This is a genomic window from Bifidobacterium sp. ESL1118 (assembly GCF_058505595.1).
In genome coordinates this window covers 1,243,088-1,265,499 of the sequence record NZ_CP196371.1, presented here as the reverse complement: position 1 = coordinate 1,265,499, position 22,412 = coordinate 1,243,088, and the positions used below count along the sequence as shown (strand labels likewise).

The window sequence follows — 22,412 nt, the reverse complement described above, 5'->3', positions numbered from 1 at the left end:
CGCTCGGCTCAATTAGCATAGGCAATGACACTGATGGGTTTGGCTTGCCAAATTCGACATTACTGCATGGCAGAGGAATACGAGAGAAACGGATAGACAAGGCGGATGGCATCTGACTTTTGGTTGATAGCGGGGCTTGGTAACCCAGGCAGGAAGTATGAGGGTACCCGCCACAATATGGGCTTTATGGTGGCTGATGTATTGATGCAACGTTGGGACGTGGCGTTGCATGACCACAAGGGGTTGGCGGACCTCGGCAAGGGCATCATGCGTTTGGATGGCAGAAGCGTCAAATTTTTTTTGGCCAAGCCATTGACCTATATGAACGATTCCGGTGATGCGGTGGCATCCATCAGCGCTTATTACGATATTGTGCCTGACCGTGTCATTGCCATCCACGACGACATGGATTTGGATTTCGGACGCATCAAGGTGAAGGCCGGCGGTTCAGCGGGCGGTCACAATGGTATTCGTTCCATAGACCGCTCGCTGGGGACCAATAAATATGCCCGCGTGCGCATGGGCACAGGGCACTCCGCCCGAGGGCCCCACGCGCATGAGAACACCGTGGATTGGGTGCTCGGTGCTTTCTCCGTGGCACAGCGCAAGGTCTTGCCTGACTTTTTGGCCGACGGTGCAGACGCGGTGGAGTCGATTATGTTTGATGGTCTCAATAAGACACAGGAGCGGTTCAATGGCAGGTGAGTTGGGGTATCTGCTTGACGTGCTCGATTTGGACGGAGGCTTCAATTCGCTCGTCTCCGGTGAGGTTGAGTCGCCGGAAGGTGCCGCCGATAGTGCGATTACCGTGGGCGCTCCCGAGGGTGTGCGTCCTGCGCTCGCAGCAGCCGAGGCCGGCAACAAGCCGGTGGTCGTGGTGGTGGCCTCATCCCGTGAGGCTGAGGAGACGGTGAGATCCATACGTTCATGGTATGGGGAGAAGCCGGGGGATGTAGCTCAGCTCGAAGCCTGGGAGACGTTGCCACATGAGCGACTTTCGCCCCGTGCCGACACCGTAGCCAGTCGTATGGCGGTGTTCCGAAGGCTCAAGCATCCCGAGTCCGGCAACGCCATGTTCGGACCGATTCGCATTCTGGTCATGCCCGTGCGCTCGCTTATTCAGCCGGTCGTCTCAGGGCTGGCAGACGTGGAACCATTGGTCTTTGAGGTCGGCCGTGAGGTGCCGCTGGACGATGCGGCGGCGCGCTTGGTCGAGAACGCCTATACTCATGTTGAGCTTGTGGTCAACCGCGGCGAGTTCGCAGTGCGTGGCGGCATCCTCGATGTGTTTCCGCCCACATTGGCGCACCCTGTGCGCATTGAGTTCTTCGGCGATGAGATTGACACCATCCACGAGTTCCATGCCTCCGACCAGCGCACCTACGGCGATGCCATCGAACTCGTCTGGGCCACGCCGTGCCGTGAGCTGCAGTTGACGGATAGAGTTCGGGCACGTGCGAAATCGCTTATCGGCAGGATTCCCAATGCCGAAGACATGCTTGCCTCCATTGCCGATGCTGTGCCGGTGGAAGGCATGGAATCGCTCATTCCGGCGCTCGTGGATGATATGGATCCAGTCTCAGGCATGCTCCCCAAGGATGCAGTGGTCATGCTCTCCGACCCGGAAAAACTACGGCGTTCTGCCGAAGACCTTGGTAAGACCGCCAACGAGTTCCTCGCAGCCAGCTGGCACGTGGCAGCCAGTGGCCACGGTGCAGGTGCACCCATCAGCTTTGAGCAGGCCAGCTTCCTCGACTTCGATGAGACCATCGCCTCACTGGAATACTCCAACCACGACGTATGGAATCTGACGAGTTTCGGGGTCGACACCAGCGTTGCTGGACACGTGATGCTCGACGCGGTGCCGGCAGACGAATACCGTGGCGACGAAAGCAAGGCCGCATCCGGTATTGAAGGTCTGATTGCTGATGGTTTTGATGTCACTTTGACCGCAGGCTCCGATACCACTCTTTCGAGGCTCAAGCGTGCTGTGGAAGGCACTGGAATCACCAGGTTCGCTTCAGTCCGCTCCGACGCGGTTGATGGTTTCGTCGATAAGTCGGCCAAGCTTGCCCTGCTTACTGAGCGTGACATCACGGGCAGGACCAGTGCCGTTGCCGGGGTCAAGACTCGCACCCGACGTCGTAAGCCCCTGGACTTGATGGAGCTTAAGACCGGCGACTACGTGGTGCATGAGCAGCATGGCATAGGACGCTTCGTCGAGATGCGTCAGCGCACCACCGGCAAGGGCGCCAACCAGTCCACACGTGAGTATCTGGTCATCGAGTATGCCCCCAGCAAGCGCGGAGGGCCTGCAGACAAACTCTTTATTCCCACGGACCAGCTCGACTTGGTGTCGAAATACATCGGCTCCGATGCTCCCAAGCTCAACAAGCTCGGCGGTTCGGATTGGGCCGCCACCAAGGCGCGCGCTCGCAAGCACGTCCATGAGATAGCCGATGATCTGGTCAAGCTGTATTCCGCTCGTCAGGCGGCCAAGGGCTTTGCGTTTAGTCCCGACACCCCTTGGCAGAAGGAGCTTGAGGACTCGTTCCCATACCAGGAGACCGCCGACCAGCTCACAGCCATCGCCGATGTCAAGGCGGATATGGAAAAGCCGGTGCCTATGGACAGGCTGATCTGCGGCGACGTGGGTTTCGGCAAAACCGAGATAGCGGTACGTGCTGCGTTCAAGGCCGTGCAGGATGGCAAGCAGGTGGCCATTCTTGCACCCACCACATTACTGGTGCAGCAGCATTACGAGACGTTCACCGAACGGTACGACAATTTCCCGGTCACGGTGGCGGCCATGAGCCGTTTCCAGACCACGAAGGAAAACAATGAGACGCTGGCCGGGCTCGAATCCGGGAAAGTGGACGTGGTCATCGGCACTCATAAGCTGCTGAACCCCAAAATCAAGTTCAAGAATCTGGGGCTGCTCATCATCGATGAGGAACAGCGGTTCGGCGTGGAGCACAAGGAGACCCTGAAGGCGCTGCGCACCAATATCGACGTGCTCTCTCTTTCGGCCACCCCTATCCCTCGTACGCTCGAGATGGCAGTGACCGGCATCCGTGAGATGTCGACGCTTTCCACCCCTCCCGAGGATCGCTTGCCGGTGCTCACATATGTGGGTGCCCAGGAGGATCAGCAGATTACTGCCGCCATCCGTCGAGAGCTGTTGCGTGGGGGCCAGGTGTTCTACGTCCACAATCGTGTCAACGACATCGACAAGGTCTCTGCCAAAATACATGAGTTGGTTCCCGAAGCCAGGATCGGCGTAGCCCACGGCAAGATGCGGGAAAAGCAGCTTGACGAGGTCATCCAGAGCTTTTGGCATCGAGATATCGATGTGCTGGTGTGCACCACCATTATCGAGACCGGTCTTGATATCTCCAACGCGAATACCCTGATTGTCGACCATGCCGATCACTTCGGCCTCTCTCAGCTCCACCAGCTGCGAGGGCGAGTCGGGCGAGGCAGGGAGCGTGCCTACGCCTATTTCCTCTATGACCCCACCAAGACCATGACCCAGCAATCGCATGATCGTCTTGCCACCATCGCCCAGAACACGGCGCTAGGTTCAGGCTTTGACGTGGCCATGAAGGATCTGGAGCTGCGCGGTACGGGCAACTTGCTAGGAGGCGAGCAGAGCGGACACATCGAGGGGGTGGGCTTCGACCTTTACGTGCGCATGGTCTCCGATGCGGTTGAGCATGTCAAGGAACCGGAGCGCAAGGAGAGCGTGGCCGTCACCATTGACCTACCTATTGAGGCGTCGATTCCAGTGGACTACATCGACTCCGACAAGCTGCGGCTGGAGGCGTATCGCAAGCTTGCCGCTTCGCACACTGAGGCTGATTTGGACGATCTGGCCGACGAACTGACCGATCGCTACGGACCCATGCCGGCACAATTCGATGCGCTGTTTGCCGTCACCAGACTGCGTGAGGCGGCGAGCAAGCTGGGCATCACTGAGATCGTGACCCAGGGCCCACGTATACGCATCGCAAAGATTGATCCGCCTGAATCGCTCCGTATGCGGCTCAATCGTATTTATCACGGCATGCAGTATCGCCCGGTGACGCACACCCTGCTGCTACCCACGCCATTTGCTGGTTCCCTTGGCAAGGAGCCTATGGACACCACTCAGATCTTGGATTGGACGGCGCAGTTGCTCAAGGATTTGGCGTGGGACGGCAAGGCTCGCTAAGCCTGGTACGGAGAGTCCCGTGTCGCTTTCGTCTTCTCCACTCTCGTTGTTTCCGCCCTCGTCGTCACGCTACCTTTTGCGACGTTCGCTGTCGCCATCGGTAGCGGTTGTCTGCGGATTCATCGAAAGTTGGCCGAAAGTGACGTTTTGGGCGTCGAAACCGTCACTTTCGGTCAGGTCTTTTATTTTGTCTGACGCAAAGTGACGTTTTGGGCGTTCAAACTGTCGCTTTCGGTCAGAGCTCGGCGTCCTTGCCTCAGGCGCGCTGTTATTGGCAAGATAAGTGCGTGCAGATGTATTGATAGGTGACTGTGAGCGCTCACAATTATCGCCGGTTTACCCGCCTCATCGTCCGTCGCCATGCTAAACTGGTAACTGTTAAGATTTCCAAACCAAGGAGTAACTTTGTCAGCAATTGCAAGCGTATACGCTAGCCAGATTCTGGATTCTCGTGGCAACCCGACCGTCAAGGTCGTTCTGGACACCGATGATGGTGCCCATGGCGTAGGCCTGGTGCCTTCGGGTGCCTCCACCGGCGAGGCCGAGGCCTGGGAGCGTCGCGACGGCGACAAGTCCGTGTATCAAGGCAAGGGTGTGCTCGACGCGGTCAAGGCCGTGAACGATGTCATCGCCCCCAAGGTTATCGGCATGGAGGTCACCGACCAGCGTGCTATCGATGAGACCATGATCGAGCTCGACGGCACCCCGAACAAGGGCAAGCTCGGCGCCAACGCCATCCTCGGCGTCTCGCTCGCGGCCCTCTACGCCGCTGCCGACTGGTGTGACATGCCGCTTTACCGCTACATCGGCGGCACGAACGGCCACATCCTGCCTGTGCCGAACATGAACATCATGAACGGCGGCGCTCACGCTGATTTCGCCACCGATATTCAAGAGTACATGATTTCCCCCTACGGCTTCGAGACCTATAGCGATGCCCTGCGCGCCGGCGTTGAGGTATATCACACCCTGAAGGACGTCCTGAAGAAGGACGGTCATGAGACCGGTCTTGGCGACGAAGGCGGTTTCGCTCCCAAGATGAAGTCCAATGAGGATTCCTTGAAGTACATCATGGACGCCATCGAGAAGGCCGGTTATGAGCCCGGTCGTCAGATCGGCATCTGCCTTGACGTGGCTTCCTCCGAGTTCTACAACAAGGACACCGACACCTATCACTTCGACGGTGAGGACCGCAAGGCCGACTACATGCTCGACTACTACAAGGAGCTCGTTTCCAAGTATCCGCTGGTCTCCATCGAAGATCCGTTCGCCGAGGAGGACTGGGACGCATGGCAGAAGATCACCGCCGCTATGGGCGACAAGCTGCAATTCGTGGGCGATGACCTCTTGGTCACCAATCCGAAGCGTCTGCAGAAGGGCATCGACCTGAAGGCCGCGAACTCCCTGCTCGTCAAGCTCAACCAGATCGGCACCGTCACCGAGACCCTCGACGCCATCGAGCTGGCCACCGCGAACGGCTTCACCTCAATGGTCTCTCACCGCTCTGGTGAGACTCCGGACACCACCATCGCCGACCTTGCGGTTGCCAAGAACACCCGCCAGATCAAGACCGGTGCTCCTGCCCGCGGTGAGCGCATCGCCAAGTACAACCGCCTTCTTGAGATCGAGGAAGAGCTTGGAAGCACCGCCGAGTACGCCGGCTACAGTGCTTTCAAGGCCTGCAAGCAGTACGTCAAGTAGTTTTGCAACGCCATCAATGAACGGTTGCTCTTGCGCTTAGAGGTGAGAACTTCACGCAGCTGGGAGCGTTCCGCTTCATGGCAATACCCGTCGCTTTCGTTAGTCGAATGCGACGGGTACTTTTTTAGAGTATGGCTTCAATGAGAAACAGACGCGTATCAAGTAGCGGTGGTGGCTTTACTTCCGGCTTTGGAGGGCGAGGGAACAAGCAGGGTGCGAAATCAAAGAAATCTCAGTCAGGCCAGTCTTCTTCCACGGAAAACAAACGTACGGATTCAGGACGTTCAGGCTTTTCCCAGCGTGCCAACGATTCGTCATCGACTCGCGTAGCCGCCGGGCATCGGAGTTCTGGTCTGTTGGTGTTCATTGCGTCGCTCATCATTATTCTCATCGGCCTTATCCAATTGCTTTCGGCGTTCCATGCCTATGCGCTCAATCTTTCCCAGCTCAATGCATTGAAGCGCCAGGAGGCTTCGCTGGTGGTGCAAAAGCAGGATCTGGAGAACGACATCGCCCGTTGGAATGACAAGGCATACGTCACAGCCCAGGCTCGCGATCGCCTTGGCTTCGTGTTTCCCGGCGAGCAGGCCATTCGAGTCGAGCATCCGGAGGCAGTCACGGGCCACAGTGCAAGTCCTAAGAATGAGGATTTGGCGCACAAAGGCAATCAGATAAAACTTCCCTGGTACAGTGAGCTGGCGTATTCGCTTAAAAAAACCGATGCCCCGCTTCAGAAATCATCCAAAACGCAACCGTAGGATTTTCATTGACTTCACTTGATCATTTGCACCGCGCTGCTATTCCCATGCCCGATGAACATGCTTTGGCCACTGCTTTGGTGGACCGTATATTGGAGCACCCCGCCACCGAAGATGAAATAACTTTGGTAGGCAAACAATTAGGGCGCTACCCACGCGGTATGGTGGCTGTGGGCGCGCGGTGCACCGTATGCGGCAGGCCACTGGCAGTGATCACACGGCCCGTATTGCCTGACGGCACACCGTTTCCCACCACTTGTTACTTGACCAGCCCAGAAGCGGTCAAGGCGGTTTCGCATGTTGAGGCTGCCGGCGTGATGAGCGAATTCAACGATATGCTTGCCAGCGATGCCGACTTGCGTGCCAAGTATGAACGTGCCCACCGCTGCTATCTTGCGTTTCGCAGTGAGCTTGCGGTCCGGCTTGGCGACAGTGAGGAGCACATTGCAGGTATCAGTGCAGGAGGCATGCCGACGCGCGTCAAATGTCTGCATGCGCTTGTGGCGCAGACATTGGTGATGGGGCAAGGCATCAATCCCATCGGGGATATGACGTTGGAACGCATCAAGGATGAGTTCAGCCCGGATGTGTGCCGTTGTTCAGTGAGCCTCGATTCGGGCGAGTCGGACGAAACGTACCAGACGGCAGATGGCGGCGATGCGGAACTCGGGCGGTAGTCTGTATCCGGTGCGCCGTGTGGTTGGGTAAGTCGAATTGGCACGCCAGGCGTGGATAATGGAAAATTGGAACAGTTGATAACAGTAAAAACGAGACGGACGAGAGTGGACTGCGACGAAGGGGAGGAAGTCGAACAATGAGTAAGGATTCAGGAATCATGCGTACCGCTGCGGTGGCTGGGAATGTTGGAGGAGTCGGTAGCAATGGTGGGACAAGCGGCGGTGCTGTAAGTGGTAAAGATGACCGTTCGGTAACGGTGGCGGGCATTGACTGTGGCACGAATTCCATACGGCTCAAGGTCTCACGCGTATTTGCGGATGGCCATAGTGAAGACATTGTGCCACGTATGTTACGCGTGATCAGGCTTGGACAAGGCGTCGATGAGAATCATCGTTTCGCACCGGAGGCATTGGAACGTGCCTATGGCGCCGCCCGTGAATTCGCTGAAGTTTTGGCAGCTCATCCGGTCGATGGTCTGCGATTCGTGGCGACTTCGGCAACTCGCGATGCTTCGAACCGAGAAGAATTCGAGACAGTCATCGAGCGTATTCTCGGGGTGCGCCCCGAAGTTATTCCGGGTACGGAAGAGGCATCGCTCAGTTTCCTTGGAGCCACCGGCATGGTGCCGAGAACTGGGCTTAAGGCGCCCTATCTGGTGGTTGACCTCGGCGGTGGATCCACGGAATTGGTGCTCGGCGGCGATGGGAGTGCTGCATCTCCTGCCACCAGCGTTACCTCGGCGTTCTCCATGAACATCGGCTCGGTGCGGATGACCGAGCGACATTTGGTTTCCGATCCGCCTACGCAGGCGCAAATAGATGAGGCCACCGCCGACATTGACAGGCACCTTGAAGAGGCCTTTGAACATGTGCCAGTGGGTCGTGCCAACACGATCATCGGTGTCTCCGGCAGTGTGACTACCATGACCGCGTTGGTGCTGGGATTGACGAAGTATGATCATAGGGCGGTGGACGGTGTCAGGGTTTCCTTCCCTGATATTTTCGCGGTAAACGACAGATTCCTACGAATGACCAGAGCTGAGCGGAGCACATACGGCACCATCCATCCTGGCCGCATCGATGTGGTCGGAGGTGGTGCGCTCATCTGGACGCGGCTGCTTACCCTGGTAGCTGAACGGGTCAAGCAAGATCACGGAGAACGCATTGATTCCTTTATTTCCAGTGACCATGGCCTGCTTGACGGTATCGTTTTGGACTATGGCAAGAGGCTTCTTGCGGTCGACTAGTCATCGGTCGATGTGAAATACGTCGTTTTCTGCTTCTTTTGACGACCAATTGCCGGTTTCCTACGTATTGTGACATTTTTCTTAGGTTTCCTAAGCTTAATGACGTTTTCCGTTCGTTTCCGTAACATTTGGTAGGTTCTCAGGAACCGGTGTCACATTCGGTAGGTGTTCGAAACAAGAAGGGGAACCATGTAACGTATTATGACGTCCACACGCTTAAACGTCTTGAACAGTACGTCGCTCGTGGCATAATTAAACCGTTTGGTTCGCCAAACAAATGCCCCCGTGGCGGAATGGTAGACGCAGCTGACTTAAAATCAGCCGCCTTTGGCGTGTCGGTTCGATCCCGACCGGGGGTACTTTTCTTCTCATTCTTCTCATCGCAAATTAGTAGGTCATCGTTGCGACTAAAATAGATGGAATGTTCAGCATTCTCGATATGTTCAAAATTGGTGTGGGGCCAAGTTCTTCGCATACCATGGGGCCGATGGTGGCTGCCGATGCGTTTGTGGATCATTTGGCTGAGGGCGGTACGCTTGACAGCGTGAACAGAGTGCAGGTGACCTTATACGGCTCTCTGGCTCTCACGGGTCTGGGGCACGGCACTGATCGCGCGGCCATGGCCGGGCTCGAAGGCAAGATTCCGGCCACTGTCGACACGCAACGCTTGCTCAACATCCGGGAGGAGTGCGCTCGTGACGGGTTTCTTATGCTGGGCAGTGTCAAGAAAGTCGGCTTCGACTATAGTCATGATTTGATTTTTGAGAAATGGAAACGGCTTGCCCCCCATACCAACGGCATGAGATTCATTGCGTTCAACGAGAACGGTGATGTTCTCAGCGAACAGGTTTGGTACTCCATCGGTGGTGGTTTCGTGCGCCAGGGAAGTCCTGATGATTTGCTCATCAACATGCACGATACGCCGCCAAAAGGTTCCACCTTTGCTGAACAGGACGAGCAGGGCGGCATCTCCGGTGCCGACGATTCCGACTTTCCCCCTGAGGCGCCGTATCCGTTCCGTAGCAGCGCCGAGCTGCTTGAATTATGCGAAGCAAACAACAAATCGATTGCGCAGATCGCTTGGGAAAACGAGACCGCAACGCAAAGCGGAGACGAGGTACGGGGGCGGTTGCTCAAGGTTTGGGATGCGATGCAGGAATGTGTGCGTGCAGGATGCACATCCTCGGCACAGACGTTGCCCGGAGGCCTCAATGTGCCCCGTAGGGCTCCGAAAATCTATCATAAGCTGGCGCGTGTTTCTGATGTGCTCGATTCCGACCCGACGTCGCCACGTGGCGTGCTCTACAATTCTCATTCCGCGTGGATTGATCTGTTCGCTATGGCGGTCAATGAGGAGAACGCCGGGGGAGGCCGTGTCGTCACGGCCCCAACCAATGGTTCGGCGGGCATCATTCCTGCCGTGCTCGAATACTACTGGCATTTCGTTGATTCCGCAGATGAGGATGGCGTGGTGCGCTTCCTACTGACGGCTGGTGCCATCGGTTATCTGTTCAAGCGCAACGCCTCCATTTCCGGTGCGGAAGTGGGCTGCCAAGGTGAGGTGGGTTCCGCGTGTTCCATGGCTGCTGCAGGTCTGTGCGCCGTCATGGGTGGCACGCCGAAGCAGGTGGAGAACGCGGCGGAAATCGGTATTGAACATCATTTGGGCCTCACTTGCGACCCTGTGTCCGGGTTGGTTCAAGTGCCGTGCATCGAACGCAACGCCGTCGCCGCCAACACCGCACTCAACGCCGTTCGAGTGGCGTTGCTGGGTGACGGATGCCACATCGTCAGCCTCGATCAGGCCATTAAGACCATGAAGGAAACGGGCGAAGACATGATGGTCAAGTACAAGGAGACATCGAAGGGCGGACTTGCTGTCAACGTAGTGGAATGCTGAGGATTGTTGGGCAAACGATGTGCATGGTGCGCCGGTTTCGTTCGTGTTCTATGGTCGGTATTCGTGCGGTGCTGCGTTCTGCCTGTGCATTGATGACTATATGCATATTTCGTTGGCATGTCTCGTTGTTTGAACCCTCATACTGCAATGCTATTCACTTGCGACATCGCCGATTCGTGCTAGGCTAGTCACATTGTAAATATCGAGATTTCTAGTCAAGGAGACTAAAATTCATGAGTATGCCTGAAGTAAATGCCGAGTTCGGTGCTCGTCCGGTGATTGAGTTTTCCGGGGATGAGGCTCCCAAGGGTTTGAAGTCTGTGGAGCTCATTGAAGGCAACGGCCCTATGGTTCGCGTTGGCGACACGGTGACCGTCAATTACCATGGAGTGGTTTGGGGTAAGGATACGCCGTTCGACTCCAGTTTCGATCGCCATCAGCCGGCCAGCTTCGGTATTGGGGTGGGGCAGGTCATCAAAGGTTGGGATCGTACCGTTCCGGGCCATAATGTCGGGTCCCGCCTGGTCGTCTCCATTCCGCCTGAGTATGGTTATGGGCGCAATGGCATGCCGCAGGCCGGCATCGATGGTGACGATACGTTGGTTTTTGTCATAGACATCATTTCTACCCGCTGAGTTGATCAGAAATGCCATATAGCGTCTGGTATAGGTAGGTCTGGCGTGAGATGGCGCTGCTGAGAATTATGGCATCACCAAGTTTGCAATCATCATATTCGTTTGATGAAGTATCAAGGAGGAAGCATCATGGCTGAAGAGGAGAAGACCGTACTGCTGACGCAGGCGGCTTACGACAAACTGAAGGATGAACTCGCATGGCGTGAAGGGGATTATCGAGACGAAATCACCGAACGTATCGCCACGGCACGCGCTGAGGGCGACCTCTCGGAGAACGGCGGTTACCAGGCTGCTCGTGAGGAACAGGGCAAGAACGAGGGGCGCATCAATGAGCTCACTGTGAAACTGCGTAACACGAAGATTCTCAAGGCGCCGCCGAAGGGCAAAGTGGGTAATGGATCTCTGGTCACCATCGAACTTGCAGGCAAAGAGATGCAGTACGTGCTCGGAGCGCGAGATATCGCCGTGGCTACGGATTATGAGGTCATCAGCCCTGAGTCTCCGATTGGTTCGGCCATTCTGGGTGCCAAGGCCGGAGCCACCGTGACGTATAAGACGCCGACTGGACGCGAGATTTCAGTGACGATCAAGGATGCAAAGCCTTTGAAGTGAGTTTGTGGGGCGCAAAGTCTTGAGCTTTGCACGAGACTTAATAATAGCAGAAGTGGGCTTCTACAGTATCTGTAGAAGCTCACTTCTCGGTTTTCTTATCGCAATGCCACTACCACCATGTAAATGGCCACCATGTGGCAGGCGTATCCGGCTACTGTGCCGAGGTGGAAGATCTCATGGAAACCAAACACACGAGGCCAGGGATCAGGCTTGCGCAGTACATAGACGACGGCGCCTGCGATGTAGCATGCTCCTCCAGAGGCCAGAAGGATGACCACAACAGGGCCTGCGGTGGGGGAAGTCCAGAAGAGCCAGAGGAAGGCGACCGCCGAGATCCCGAAGATGACATAGATTGCGGTATAGAGCCAACGCGGGGCATGGGTCCACAGGATGTTGATGACGGCGGCCACTACGGTGCATGTCCAGATACCCGTGAGGATGATGATGCGCCAGCGGGTAGAGAGGGCGAAAGAGACTGGGGTGTAGGTGCCGGCGATGAGCAGGAAGATGTTGATATGGTCGATGCTGCGCAAGGTGTTGGTTACCTTCGGCGACCAATCGCCCAAATGATAGGCCGCCGAGTTGGTGAAGAGCACCAGCGAGCAGGTCATGAACACCGCGCAGGCCCACTTCAGCCCTGTTCCGTGGGCCAGGCAGATGAGCACGATGCCAGCTGCCAGAGCCAACGGAGCGGCTACGGCGTGAATCCATCCGCGCAGGAGCGGCTTAGGTCTGCCATGCACGTCGAGGCGCACCTTATGTGGCTTGTGGCCGGGCTTGGGCACATCGATCCCTTGAACCAGTGCAGCCTTGTATTCGCCCTTGGCAATGACGTAGGTGGCTCGTTCCTCAGCCCGCTGCCGGATGTCATCGGCTCGATTGTAAGCATTGGCGCGGATGCTCTCTGCACGTGCCGCCGTGGCATGCTGCTGGGCTTCAAGCGCGGTCTGGCGTGAATCCTCGGTGTTGCCGTCGGTCATGATCCCTCCTAAATTTACGGGAACGTAACTTACGCTATCGTAACTTAATAATCTGACAATTGGAAGTATATAAAAAGTCCGCCATCCCTTTTGGTAATGGCGGACTCTGGAACCTTCGGTTCCAATGCATCACATGGCGTTGATGGCCAACTGAAGGCTTGACTTGCGGTTGGCGGCCTGGTTCTTGTGGATCACGCCCACGCCGGCGGCCTTGTCGAGCTTCTGACCTGCGACATCGAAAGCGGCCTGAGCGGCTTCCTTATTTCCATCCTCAATGGCCTTGCGGGTCTTGCGGATCGCGGTCTTCAAGCCGGACTTCACAGCCACGTTGCGCTTGTGCGCCTTCTCATTGGTGATGACGCGCTTCTTCTGCGACTTAATGTTTGCCAAATCTACTCCAAACGTCGTTATGATCTTAAGAACATACAAATCAGATTATATCATGTGCTCGCGCCAAATACAGACTACTTTTTACACTGCGTAATATCGTCGCAAGGCCTGTGCCGTAAAGGTGTTTGTGCTGGGTGCCAGATTTGTTGGTGTTCCTTGGAACTTGACCTTTCCTCCTTGCGTGCCAGCTCCGGGGCCCATGTCGATGATCCAATCCGCCTGACCCATCATCCGTAGATTGTGTTCGATGCAGATGATGGTGAGGTTTTGCTGCTCTATGAGGTCTTGCAGCATGTCTATCAGCTGTTGGATGTCGCTTTCGTGCAGTCATCGTCGGCGCAGTCTCAGATTCATGCTGTGGGCAGTGAGCTTGGCGTAGGCGATGTTGACGATCCACACCAAGGCATAGATGCCGACGAAGGTGCCTAGGAATATGAGGAGTTCGTCGGTAAGGATAAATCCCCATCCGTTGACCAGCATCCAAGCCACGACCAGTGCAAAGGTGAGGACGCAGTGGATGGCATACATCGCCAAATTGGGCAGTAGTTCGTCGAGCTGGAAGATGTATGATAGCTCGCCGATTGCCGCGCTCAGAACGAACAGGCTCAGCACGCTCAGGCGTGTGACCGGAATCCAGCTTGGATTGATGGCCATGACAACCAAAAATGCGAACGAACCAAAGCCGATGCCGACGATGGCGGTCTTCAGTGCGTCGATGAAGGACCATTGCGGCAGCACGGCATCGAATAGGCTGCCATTGCTGCCGGCTGAGTCGCCATAGTCGCTGTGGTCATTGTGGTTGCTGTGGTCTACGTGGCCATTGCTGATAGCATTGTTGTTGCGGTTAGCGCGATTGTCCGCGTCATCGATTGTGCCCACATTCTCGTTGGCATTGTAGCTGTTCTTGTTGTGATTGGCGCGGTAGCCCAAGTCGTTGATGGTGTTCGTACCTTCAGTTTCGTTGGCGTTGTAGCCAAAGTTGTTGCGGTGTGTTGTTTCCATACTTTACGCTCCCAGCGCTTCCTTGAGTCCGGCCACATAGCGCCGGCTTACGTTTTCCTTAAGGCCACCGGCGAGCCGTGCGGTCATGTTTCCGGAATAGCTGGCCTCCAACGATTCCAGATGCACCAGATTGATGACCACCTGGCGGGAGATCTGCACGAACTGCGAGGCCGGCAGTCTGTCCATGAACCTGTAGAGCCGGTCACGGGTAGCAACGGCTCGCTCTCGTGTACGGATGATGAGGTTTTCACCGTGCACTTCGACGGCTAGGATGGCGGTCTTCCTCACGATTTCCAATCGTTCGCCGGTGTCTATGGAGATGGTGGGTGAGGTTCGTTGGCTCACCGTTTTTACCGCCTGCATCACGGCCAGTACGTCGGCGGTGGGCGCGGCGGCCTCCACAACGATGTCGATTTCGCCGTCGCCGAGGTTTGGGTTCGCCCTGAACTCAATGCTCACGCCGTTCGCCGCCTTTCCGCTGTCCGATATATGTGGTTGCTTGATATGTTTCTCTATTGTAGGGCATTGCCTGCGTCAGTCATATGCGCTTACGACTTCCGATGAGTTTGGCAATTGCTCTTACAATCCAGGCTGCAAACACGAGCAGTGCAGTGGTGCCGAGGAAGAGTGCCAGATCCGCAAGAGCCGAGGTGGTACTGTCGCCGTTCATACCTGGCAGGCTGTATCCGATGCCCATTTTGGCGCAGAAGTGTCGTTCCAGGTCATCCGCGTGTGGCACCGCGCTGAATGCATCGGCAATGGCATCGGGCATGAGGAGCCTGCGGAACATTGAGGCGGAGTATGCGCCGGGCCAGAACTGCACCACATGCTGGGCCACTTTGGGCATGACGCCAATGGGGAAGTAGACGCAGGAGAGGAAGCCTGCCGCGGTGCCGAGGAACGAGGTCAATCCCGAGGCGGCGGACTGCGAGCGGATGCCGGCGTTGAAGGCGTAGCACAGCAGCGAGCTCAATGCGGCGTTGAGCAGCATGGCTGCCACGAAGAGTGCGTCGGTTTTCGCGTTGCGCCAAGGCAGCGTGATGTCGTCGGCGATCATGAAGTAGCCGCCGATGATGACGAGCACGATGAGCTGCATGAAGAACGTGATGACGGTGGAGCTCAGTAGGTAGCCGCATGCGATGCGCCAGACGGTAAGGTGAGAATTGCCTCCACCCAGTGCCATCGTGAAGTCGACGTCGAGTCCGTTCTCGCGGTCGCGCACCATCTGGGCGATGAGGATGAGCGCTGTGGTGACTGCTGTGGAGGCGAGGATGCCGCCGATGAGCCAGGAGTCGAGCAGGTTGTCAATGGTTTGGTCGCTCAGGCCGTGCGTACCGCCGGTCCAGTCGGAGGCCATGGTGTCCTTGAGAAAGAGCAGGTAGAGCACGAAGCCGATGAGCGCGTTGATCAGTGAGAAGAACGCGGCGGTGTGGTTGCGCAGATAGAGTGTGATGTTTCTATGGGCAAGTGTGAGCATAGTTGTTTCCTTTGGATTGATTGGAGATTTGTGGCAGATTGGTACCAGATAGTTAGCCAATAGTTAGCTAGTAGTTAGTCGATAGTTAGCCGAGGTGGGTGACTCTCGACTGAAGTTGGCTCAAAAGAACGTTTTTGGCATTTATTTCGTTCTTTTCAGCCAGATTGTGGCAGATGGTTGGCTCAAAAGAACGAAATTCGAGGGTTTTCCGTTCTTTCCGGCCAACTTGTTAACTAGCGGTGAGATGTGGCACCACGATTCGTGGAGTATGTGATGCCATTATTCGATGTGGAGCAGCGAGAGTCTGTGGTGTCTGTGGTGCCTGCGATGCCTGTGTAGCCAGCAGTGTCTGTGGTGTCTGCGGCACCTGCAGTCCCTTTGGTTGCAGCGCTGAGCGCGGTCTTTGCGGTGAGCGCGAGGAAGACGTCGTTCATGGTGCCCGGCCGGCACTCGAAATCTGCAAGATAGGGACGAAGCGCGACGAGCACAGTGAGGCTTTGGTCAGCGTTCGGCAGCGTTAGCGTGCGGTGGGCTTTGTCGGGAGCAATAACAGTTGGCAGATGAGTTGTCAGCATGTCCGTTGGTAGCGCGCCCATTGTTGGCGAGCTCGCCAGGTTTGCCAAATTTGCTGACTTTGCTGTCGAGGCTCTGTCATTGTTGTCTTCCAAACTCAAGCTACCAGTGGCAGCCAGTCCTTTCAACGTGCGGCCCAACATTGCATCCGCCTCATCTGCGGTTTCCGGCTTCAAGGTGAGCGAGAGTTGGTATTCCGCGTACCGGCTGATGAGTTGCTCAGCCGATCCGGAAGCCATGACGCGTCCGTGGTCGATGACGTAGACCTGCTCGGCATGCTCTGCCTCCTCCAAGTAGTGCGTGGTGAGCAAGATCGAGAGCCGTGTCTCCTCGCGCAGCCTGCTGAGCAGGTCCCACAGTGCTTGACGGGTGTTGATATCAAGCCCGGTGGTCGGCTCGTCGAGTACGAGGATGTCCGGCCGGTTGATCAGCGCTCGGGCGATGTCGACGCTGCGGCGCTGGCCTCCTGAAAGTGTGCCGTAGCGCTGGCTGGCAAACGGTGTCAGGTTCACCAGTTCGGTGAGTTCCTCCACTCTCTCTTTGGGGTCGGCGATGGACTTATACAGTTTGGCGCGGCACAGCAGGTTCTCTCGTACGGTCAGTTGCGGGTCGAGCACACTGTTCTGGAAGACCACGCCGATGGTCGGTTGCCTGGCCTGTTGCGAACTCATGGTTCGGTTGTCTGATTCGGTGCCCGCTGTCTGATGTGTAGTGTTACTTTGACCGGATACCCTCACATCGGCATTGGGCTCGTCGTTAGGCAAAACCGATGCATTGCCTGCATGCTCATACGCCGGGAATGTGATGGTGCCGCCGTCCGGCTTGGCGATGCCGATGAGCATGGAGATGGTGGTGGATTTGCCGGCTCCGTTCGGCCCGATGGCGGCGGTGAGACTGCCGCGTTCGATGTTCAGAGAGACGTCATGGACGGCTTCGTGGCTTCCATAGAATTTGCTGAGATGGTTGGCTTGGAGCAGTATTGGCATAAGCTCTTCAAGTCCTTTCGCTTTGCGTGGTTTGTTTGCGGGAACCAGTTTGCCGCAAACATCGGTGCTGGCGTAAGCTCAAAGCGCCAAGCGGTGGTCAGGCGCTGCTAAGCGGTGGCATACGGTCGGGGAGTGTCAGAGGGGCGATACTTTTTACAGTGATATAGATATATCAGTGGCAACGAGCGAGGGAGCGGTATGGACAATTAGGGTTCACAAGGTGAGCATCGAACAATCGAGAGATATGATCTCCATAAGAAAATAAAGTGGTTGACTCTCAAGTATCACCTTGCGCTCTATGCTGCTGCCGCCATCGGTGCGGGTTTCGGCGGTGTTCTGGGTGTCATAGCATATGTGGAGCACTGGCTTTGATGCTTAGTGCGCCGTACGAGTGACGATTTGTGAAATCTCGTTTTGAGCCACTCTCGCAGTACCGTTGCAGCGGGGTTCCCCTTGCCAGGAGGCGGCATCGGCGGCGGTTTGCGTTCTGCAAGGAATGAATATTGGACGTCCGCATGTTGAGCAGTCATCCATTTATACACATTGCCAATGAAGGTTTGGGATTTTGCAGGAACATGCGTATGGTCTGTGTATGGTGGCTTTCAGAGTGGGTGCCTATGTAGATGGGTTCAACCTGTACTATGGCATGCGCTCGCACATGGGGAAAGATACACCGGGTTGGCGCTGGCTCGATATCAGGAAGATGTTGCTGCCGTATGCCCAGCGGTTTGCCAATGATGTCATCCTGAACGTCGTGTATTGCACTGCAAAAGTCAATCCAATGACTTCTCAGCATGGCGCCAAGGCACAGCAATTCTATCTTGAAGCTCTGCAGGCTTCAGGTTCCGTCGATGAGACTCTTTTAGGGCATTATGTTGCTCGCAAGAAGAATGCTTATTTGGTTGATATGTCAAGTCATGGACGTTTCCCAAGGCCTTTGCAGGTCGATGCAGGGGTCTACAAACGCCAGTTTCCTAATGGTTTCGGCGCTTTTCCTCTTGCCTATGAAGAAGATACGCAGCGTATCAATGTCTATGTTCAGAAGATTGAGGAAAAGGGGTCGGACGTCAATGTGGCGACTCGACTTCTCGAGGGTGTCTTGTCGGAGAACGTTGATGGGGCAATCGTCGTGACAAATGATGCGGATTTGGCTGAGCCGATAGCGGTGGTGAGGAAGAGAGTCCCGGTGCTGGTACTAAATCCGCATAAAGGTAAGATAACGAATGTTATGCTTTCAGAATCGAATGTCACTGGAGCAGTGGAAGATAATCTTTCATTACAACCTTATGATTTTATCCATTCGCAATTACCGGAGGTTGTCGCTGTAAGAGAACCATCTGGTGGGGTTGTTCGTAAGCCTGACAATTGGTGATTGTGCCAATTGAGTGAGGATTGAACCAAGATTGAATTGACAAGATGTTTGATAATGCCATATACTTTTAATACCCCCCCGGTATCGTCATTGACGGCCGGGTTTCTTTTTCTCACACTTCTTTGCTTTCTGTTTGCTGCCTACCGCGTCGGTTAGAATATAACTATCTGATTGAGGCCGCAAAGGCGTTGTACTGCATGTACGATGCGTAGTGGCGGGACGAGGAGTGAGCGAACGTTGGTAGGTGCGAATATAGAGTCGAAGAACAAACCGGGGTACACGGACCAGTCGCTGATCCGCAATTTCTGCATCATTGCGCACATCGACCACGGCAAGTCCACGGTGGCCGACCGTATCCTCCAGCTCTCCGGCATCGTGCCCGAGCGCGAGATGCACGCCCAGTTCCTCGACCGCATGGACATCGAGCAGGAACGTGGCATCACCATCAAGTCCCAGGCAGTGCGCGTGCCATGGACCTTCGACGGCACCGAATACACGCTCGGCATGATTGACACCCCGGGCCATGTGGACTTCACCTACGAGGTCTCGCGGGCTCTCGCGGCCTGTGAGGGTGCGGTGCTGCTGGTGGACGCCACGCAGGGCATCGAGGCTCAGACGCTCTCCAACCTCTACATGGCCATCGACCATGACCTCACCATCATCCCCGTTTTGAACAAGATCGACCTGCCGAGCGCCGAGCCCGACAAGCATGCCGAGGAGATCGCCAACCTCATCGGTTGCAAGCCTAATGAGGTGCTGCGTGTCTCAGGTAAGACGGGGGAGGGCATCAAGGATCTGCTCGACCAGATCGTGCTCGAAGTCCCTGCTCCCAAGGGTGATCCGAAGGCCCCGGCCCGTGCGTTGATCTTCGACTCGGTCTACGACACCTACCGCGGCATCGTCACCTATATCCGCATGCAGGACGGTGAGCTCAAGGCACGCGAGAAGGTGCACATGATGGGCATCGGCATGACGCACGAGCCCATCGAGATCGGCGTGATCAGCCCGGACATGACCCCGACCAAAGCGCTCGGCGCCGGGGAGGTGGGTTATGTCATCACCGGTGCCAAGGACGTTTCCCAGGCCAAGGTGGGCGACACCGTCACCTCAGCCATTCGCCCTGCCTCCGAGCCCCTGCCTGGCTACAAGGATCCGCAGCCCATGGTCTATTCCGGTCTTTTCCCGGTTGACAATGCGCAGTTTCCTGACTTGCGCGACGCGCTCGATAAGCTCAAGCTCAACGATGCTGCGCTGGTCTACGAGCCCGAGACGTCCGTGGCGCTCGGGTTCGGTTTCCGCTGTGGCTTCCTTGGCCTGCTCCACATGGAGATTGTCTCGGAGCGGCTGAGCCGGGAGTTCGGCCTCGACATCATCTCCACCGCTCCGAACGTGACCTACAAGGTCACCGCTGAGGATGGCACAGTGCATCAGGTCACCAATCCAAGCGAGTTTCCGGATGGCAAGATCAAGCAGATTGTGGAGCCGATGGTTGCCGCCGAGATCATCACCCCCAAGGAGTTCATCGGCGCGGTGATGGACCTGTGCCAGGAGCACCGCGGCGAGATGGGCACCATGGAGTACCTGAGCCCCGAGCGGGTGGAGATGCACTACCGCATCCCACTGGCGGAGATCGTCTTCAACTTCTTCGATGAGTTGAAGAGCCGCACCAAGGGCTATGCCTCGCTCAACTATGAGGAGGACGGTGAGCAGGCCGCCGATCTGGTGAAGGTCGACATCCTCATCCAGGGCGAGAAGATCGACGCGTTCAGCGCCATCGTCCACCGCGACAAGTCCTACAGCTACGGCGTCATGATGACCAAGAAGCTGCAGAAGCTCATCCCGCGCCAGCAGTTCGAGATTCCGATCCAGGCCGCCATCGGCTCTCGCATCATCGCCCGTGAGACCATCCGCGCCCTGCGCAAGGACGTGCTCGCCAAGTGCTACGGCGGCGACATCACCCGTAAGCGAAAGCTGCTCGAAAAGCAGAAGGCCGGCAAGAAGCGCATGAAGATGCTCGGCCATGTGGAAGTGCCGCAGGAGGCCTTCATTGCCGCGCTGTCCACCAACGAGGGCGGCAATGACCGCGACACGAAAGATAAGATTCGCGCCGCCCAGAAGGCCGTGTAGCAGCTTCAATCCTGTGTTTGTCGTTCAAAGCAGTTAGTCGTGCGTTCCGGTTCGTGATAGGAGAATCGTCACGGTCGATTTGCTTTGCCGGTAGATGAGCAGCCAGTCGGCTTCAACGTGAAGTTCTCGGTAGCCGGCGTGGTCGCCGATGAGTTTGTGATCTCGGAATCGTGTGGAGAGCAGTTGCACGTCGTTGTTTCCCAGCGCATCGATGGCATCATCAAGACTGGCCATGTTGCGATGCTTATGCTTCGGAATTTTCACATCGCGTTTGAACTGCAGTGAGACTTCGAAATTATAGTGCATCAATCATATTCTTGACCGTCTGGGCATTGCCTACATATTCCGCAGGCTCCAGATTAGCGGTTGTGATGGCCTGATTGAGGTGATTCCCTGTTGGTTGGAAGGGGAGCTTGCCCTCGTTAACAGATTGGGCGATGAAATGCAATAATTATGGCAAAATTATTTATACATATAAATACAAAGGAGCCTTCCGAGATGGATTATCTCGGAAGGCTCCTTTCAGTGTCTCAAACCCTATGCTTTGAAAGACATAGACAAGACATCAGCGTTCAAGCAATCAGCCGTTGACGCGGTCGATGCCGGCCTGGGTGTCGGAAAGCACCGAATCCCAGGAGGCGATGAACTTGGAGACACCGTCGGCTTCGAGCTGGTCGGTGACGTCCTTGATGTTGATGCCGAGGGCGGCGAGCTTGTCCATCACGGCCTGGCTCTCCTCATAGGTGCCTTCGACGCTGGGCTTGCCGTCACCGTGATCGGCGAGGGCGTTCAGCGTCTTTTCCGGCATGGTGTTGACCACGTCGGGGGCCACGAGCTCATCGACGTACTTGCAGTCGGAATAAGCCGCGTTCTTGGTGCCGGTGGAGGCCCAGAGCGGACGCTGCTTCTTGGCACCCTTCGCTTCGAGGTCGGCCCAGCGAGGATCGGACGCGAACTTCTCCTGGAAGAGCTTGTAGGCCAGGCGGGCATTTGCCACAGCGGCCTTGCCTTCCAGAGCCTTGGCTTCGGCGGAGCCGTTGGCTTCCAGCAGCTTGTCGACAGCGGTGTCCACGCGAGAGACGAAGAATGAAGCCACAGAGGCCATCTTGGAAAGGTCCTTGCCGTTCTTGGCGGCCTGGCTCATGCCCTCGATGTAGGCATCGATGACCTGCTCGTAGCGCTCGATCGAGAAGATCAGCGTCACGTTCACGGAAATGCCCTTGGCGAGTGTGGCGGTGATGGCCGGCAGACCTTCGAGGGTGGCAGGAATCTTGATCATGGCATTGGGACGGTTGACCTTGGCCCAAAGCTCTTCGGCCTGTTTCTCGGTCTCGGCGGTGTTGTGCGCCAGGCGAGGATCGACCTCGATGGAGACGCGGCCGTTGACATAGTCGCTCTTCTCGGCAACTTCCTTGAAGATGTCGGTGGCGTTGCGCACGTCGGTGGTGGTGAGCTCACGCACGGCCTGCTCGACGTCGATGCGGCCCAGTTCCTTGAGCTGTGCATCGTATGGGCCGACCTGGCTCAGTGCCTTCTGGAAGATGGAAGGATTGGTGGTCACGCCAACGACGTTCTTGTCCTTGATGAGCTCCTGAAGTGAACCCGACTCAATGCGGGTGCGGTCCAGATCGTCCAGCCAGATCGAAACACCGGAATCGCTTGTGCGCTGTGTAGCAGCAGTCATATTATTTCTCCTTACATTCTTTGTTTGGAATAAAACTTCAAAATTGTCATTGGTATTGGTGAGCCGAACTTCGGCATC

Annotated in this window: 19 protein-coding genes, 1 tRNA gene and 1 pseudogene; 12 read left to right on the top strand and 9 right to left on the bottom strand. The window is 56.3% G+C overall.

The genetic code is table 11. The features are described from left to right. Positions 1-105 precede the first annotated feature (105 nt). The 10 genes and pseudogenes from pth to ACSYSS_RS05005 all read left to right on the top strand — a co-directional run bounded on the left by pth (position 106) and on the right by ACSYSS_RS05005 (position 11,743). On the top strand, positions 106-705 hold the full coding sequence (gene pth, locus ACSYSS_RS05050) for an aminoacyl-tRNA hydrolase (protein WP_491702977.1): 600 nt from the start codon (positions 106-108) through the stop codon (positions 703-705). After that, positions 695-4,213, top strand: a complete 3,519-nt coding sequence (gene mfd, locus ACSYSS_RS05045; protein ID WP_491702976.1) for a transcription-repair coupling factor — start codon at positions 695-697, stop codon at positions 4,211-4,213. The genes pth and mfd overlap by 11 nt, the downstream gene beginning before the upstream one ends. Before the next feature lie 405 nt (positions 4,214-4,618). Further along, positions 4,619-5,914: a phosphopyruvate hydratase gene (eno, locus tag ACSYSS_RS05040; RefSeq protein ID WP_491702975.1), complete on the top strand. Its 1,296-nt coding sequence runs from the start codon at positions 4,619-4,621 to the stop codon at positions 5,912-5,914. A gap of 344 nt (positions 5,915-6,258) precedes the next feature. After that, positions 6,259-6,654: pseudogene (locus ACSYSS_RS05035) on the top strand (FtsB family cell division protein); the annotation flags it as partial. A gap of 65 nt (positions 6,655-6,719) precedes the next feature. Further along, positions 6,720-7,349 carry a DUF501 domain-containing protein gene (locus ACSYSS_RS05030; RefSeq protein WP_491704230.1) on the top strand — a complete coding sequence of 210 codons (630 nt, stop codon included), beginning with the start codon at positions 6,720-6,722 and terminating at the stop codon, positions 7,347-7,349. Positions 7,350-7,486: 137 nt separating this feature from the next. Next, positions 7,487-8,596: a Ppx/GppA phosphatase family protein gene (locus tag ACSYSS_RS05025; RefSeq protein WP_491702974.1), complete on the top strand. Its 1,110-nt coding sequence runs from the start codon at positions 7,487-7,489 to the stop codon at positions 8,594-8,596. 279 nt (positions 8,597-8,875) lie between these two features. Then, positions 8,876-8,955: transfer RNA gene (locus ACSYSS_RS05020), tRNA-Leu, on the top strand. A 62-nt stretch (positions 8,956-9,017) separates the two neighbouring features. Beyond that, positions 9,018-10,496, top strand: coding sequence for an L-serine ammonia-lyase (locus tag ACSYSS_RS05015; RefSeq protein ID WP_491702973.1), 1,479 nt, complete (start codon positions 9,018-9,020; stop codon positions 10,494-10,496). Between the two features lie 233 nt (positions 10,497-10,729). Beyond that, positions 10,730-11,131, top strand: a complete 402-nt coding sequence (locus ACSYSS_RS05010; protein WP_491702972.1) for an FKBP-type peptidyl-prolyl cis-trans isomerase — start codon at positions 10,730-10,732, stop codon at positions 11,129-11,131. 129 nt (positions 11,132-11,260) lie between these two features. Beyond that, positions 11,261-11,743, top strand: coding sequence for a GreA/GreB family elongation factor (locus tag ACSYSS_RS05005; RefSeq protein ID WP_491702971.1), 483 nt, complete (start codon positions 11,261-11,263; stop codon positions 11,741-11,743). A gap of 95 nt (positions 11,744-11,838) precedes the next feature. Here the strand turns inward: ACSYSS_RS05005 and trhA are convergent, their stop codons facing one another. The 7 genes from trhA to ACSYSS_RS04970 all read right to left on the bottom strand — a co-directional run bounded on the left by trhA (position 11,839) and on the right by ACSYSS_RS04970 (position 17,151). After that, on the bottom strand, positions 11,839-12,723 hold the full coding sequence (trhA, locus tag ACSYSS_RS05000) for a PAQR family membrane homeostasis protein TrhA (protein ID WP_491702970.1): 885 nt from the start codon (positions 12,721-12,723) through the stop codon (positions 11,839-11,841). A gap of 129 nt (positions 12,724-12,852) precedes the next feature. After that, positions 12,853-13,113 carry a 30S ribosomal protein S20 gene (gene rpsT, locus ACSYSS_RS04995; protein WP_491702969.1) on the bottom strand — a complete coding sequence of 87 codons (261 nt, stop codon included), beginning with the start codon at positions 13,111-13,113 and terminating at the stop codon, positions 12,853-12,855. 81 nt (positions 13,114-13,194) lie between these two features. Next, positions 13,195-13,407 (bottom strand): hypothetical protein, encoded by a 213-nt coding sequence (locus ACSYSS_RS04990; protein ID WP_491702968.1) that lies wholly within the window; start codon positions 13,405-13,407, stop codon positions 13,195-13,197. Between the two features lie 33 nt (positions 13,408-13,440). Next, a complete protein-coding gene (locus ACSYSS_RS04985) occupies positions 13,441-14,115 on the bottom strand; it encodes a DUF3021 domain-containing protein (RefSeq protein WP_491702967.1) in 675 nt (224 codons plus the stop codon). A gap of 3 nt (positions 14,116-14,118) precedes the next feature. Next, positions 14,119-14,574 carry a LytTR family DNA-binding domain-containing protein gene (locus ACSYSS_RS04980; RefSeq protein WP_491702966.1) on the bottom strand — a complete coding sequence of 152 codons (456 nt, stop codon included), beginning with the start codon at positions 14,572-14,574 and terminating at the stop codon, positions 14,119-14,121. Positions 14,575-14,653: 79 nt separating this feature from the next. Next, the gene (locus tag ACSYSS_RS04975) at positions 14,654-15,592 is read right to left on the bottom strand and encodes an ABC transporter permease (RefSeq protein WP_491702965.1); all 939 of its coding nucleotides are present in this window, start codon (positions 15,590-15,592) and stop codon (positions 14,654-14,656) included. 233 nt (positions 15,593-15,825) lie between these two features. Then, positions 15,826-17,151 carry an ABC transporter ATP-binding protein gene (locus ACSYSS_RS04970; protein ID WP_491702964.1) on the bottom strand — a complete coding sequence of 442 codons (1,326 nt, stop codon included), beginning with the start codon at positions 17,149-17,151 and terminating at the stop codon, positions 15,826-15,828. Between the two features lie 592 nt (positions 17,152-17,743). On the opposite strand from ACSYSS_RS04970, the gene ACSYSS_RS04965 reads away from it, so the two are divergent. Both ACSYSS_RS04965 and lepA read left to right on the top strand, forming a co-directional pair. After that, positions 17,744-18,523, top strand: a complete 780-nt coding sequence (locus ACSYSS_RS04965; protein WP_491702963.1) for a PIN domain-containing protein — start codon at positions 17,744-17,746, stop codon at positions 18,521-18,523. A 252-nt stretch (positions 18,524-18,775) separates the two neighbouring features. Next, entirely contained in the window at positions 18,776-20,650 is a 1,875-nt protein-coding gene (gene lepA / locus ACSYSS_RS04960) for a translation elongation factor 4 (RefSeq protein ID WP_491704229.1), read from the top strand. A 33-nt stretch (positions 20,651-20,683) separates the two neighbouring features. Here lepA and ACSYSS_RS04955 read toward each other — a convergent pair whose 3' ends face one another. Both ACSYSS_RS04955 and tal read right to left on the bottom strand, forming a co-directional pair. Next, entirely contained in the window at positions 20,684-20,956 is a 273-nt protein-coding gene (locus ACSYSS_RS04955; protein ID WP_491702962.1) for a type II toxin-antitoxin system RelE/ParE family toxin, read from the bottom strand. A gap of 274 nt (positions 20,957-21,230) precedes the next feature. Beyond that, the gene (tal, locus tag ACSYSS_RS04950) at positions 21,231-22,334 is read right to left on the bottom strand and encodes a transaldolase (RefSeq protein WP_491702961.1); all 1,104 of its coding nucleotides are present in this window, start codon (positions 22,332-22,334) and stop codon (positions 21,231-21,233) included. Positions 22,335-22,412 lie beyond the last annotated feature (78 nt).

Bases quoted from the DNA above. Each gene is read 5' to 3' on its own strand.
- ACSYSS_RS04990 (WP_491702968.1), bottom strand. From the start codon at position 13,407: ATGCTGCAAGACCTCATAGAGCAGCAAAACCTCACCATCATCTGCATC.
- ACSYSS_RS05030 (WP_491704230.1), top strand. From the start codon at position 6,720: ATGCCCGATGAACATGCTTTGGCCACTGCTTTGGTGGACCGTATATTG.
- ACSYSS_RS05010 (WP_491702972.1), top strand. From the start codon at position 10,730: ATGAGTATGCCTGAAGTAAATGCCGAGTTCGGTGCTCGTCCGGTGATT.
- ACSYSS_RS04970 (WP_491702964.1), bottom strand. From the start codon at position 17,151: ATGCCAATACTGCTCCAAGCCAACCATCTCAGCAAATTCTATGGAAGC.
- ACSYSS_RS05005 (WP_491702971.1), top strand. From the start codon at position 11,261: ATGGCTGAAGAGGAGAAGACCGTACTGCTGACGCAGGCGGCTTACGAC.
- ACSYSS_RS04985 (WP_491702967.1), bottom strand. From the start codon at position 14,115: ATGGAAACAACACACCGCAACAACTTTGGCTACAACGCCAACGAAACT.
- pth (WP_491702977.1), top strand. From the start codon at position 106: ATGGCATCTGACTTTTGGTTGATAGCGGGGCTTGGTAACCCAGGCAGG.
- ACSYSS_RS04965 (WP_491702963.1), top strand. From the start codon at position 17,744: ATGGTGGCTTTCAGAGTGGGTGCCTATGTAGATGGGTTCAACCTGTAC.
- ACSYSS_RS05025 (WP_491702974.1), top strand. From the start codon at position 7,487: ATGAGTAAGGATTCAGGAATCATGCGTACCGCTGCGGTGGCTGGGAAT.
- ACSYSS_RS05015 (WP_491702973.1), top strand. From the start codon at position 9,018: ATGTTCAGCATTCTCGATATGTTCAAAATTGGTGTGGGGCCAAGTTCT.
- mfd (WP_491702976.1), top strand. From the start codon at position 695: ATGGCAGGTGAGTTGGGGTATCTGCTTGACGTGCTCGATTTGGACGGA.
- tal (WP_491702961.1), bottom strand. From the start codon at position 22,334: ATGACTGCTGCTACACAGCGCACAAGCGATTCCGGTGTTTCGATCTGG.
- ACSYSS_RS04975 (WP_491702965.1), bottom strand. From the start codon at position 15,592: ATGCTCACACTTGCCCATAGAAACATCACACTCTATCTGCGCAACCAC.
- ACSYSS_RS04955 (WP_491702962.1), bottom strand. From the start codon at position 20,956: ATGCACTATAATTTCGAAGTCTCACTGCAGTTCAAACGCGATGTGAAA.
- trhA (WP_491702970.1), bottom strand. From the start codon at position 12,723: ATGACCGACGGCAACACCGAGGATTCACGCCAGACCGCGCTTGAAGCC.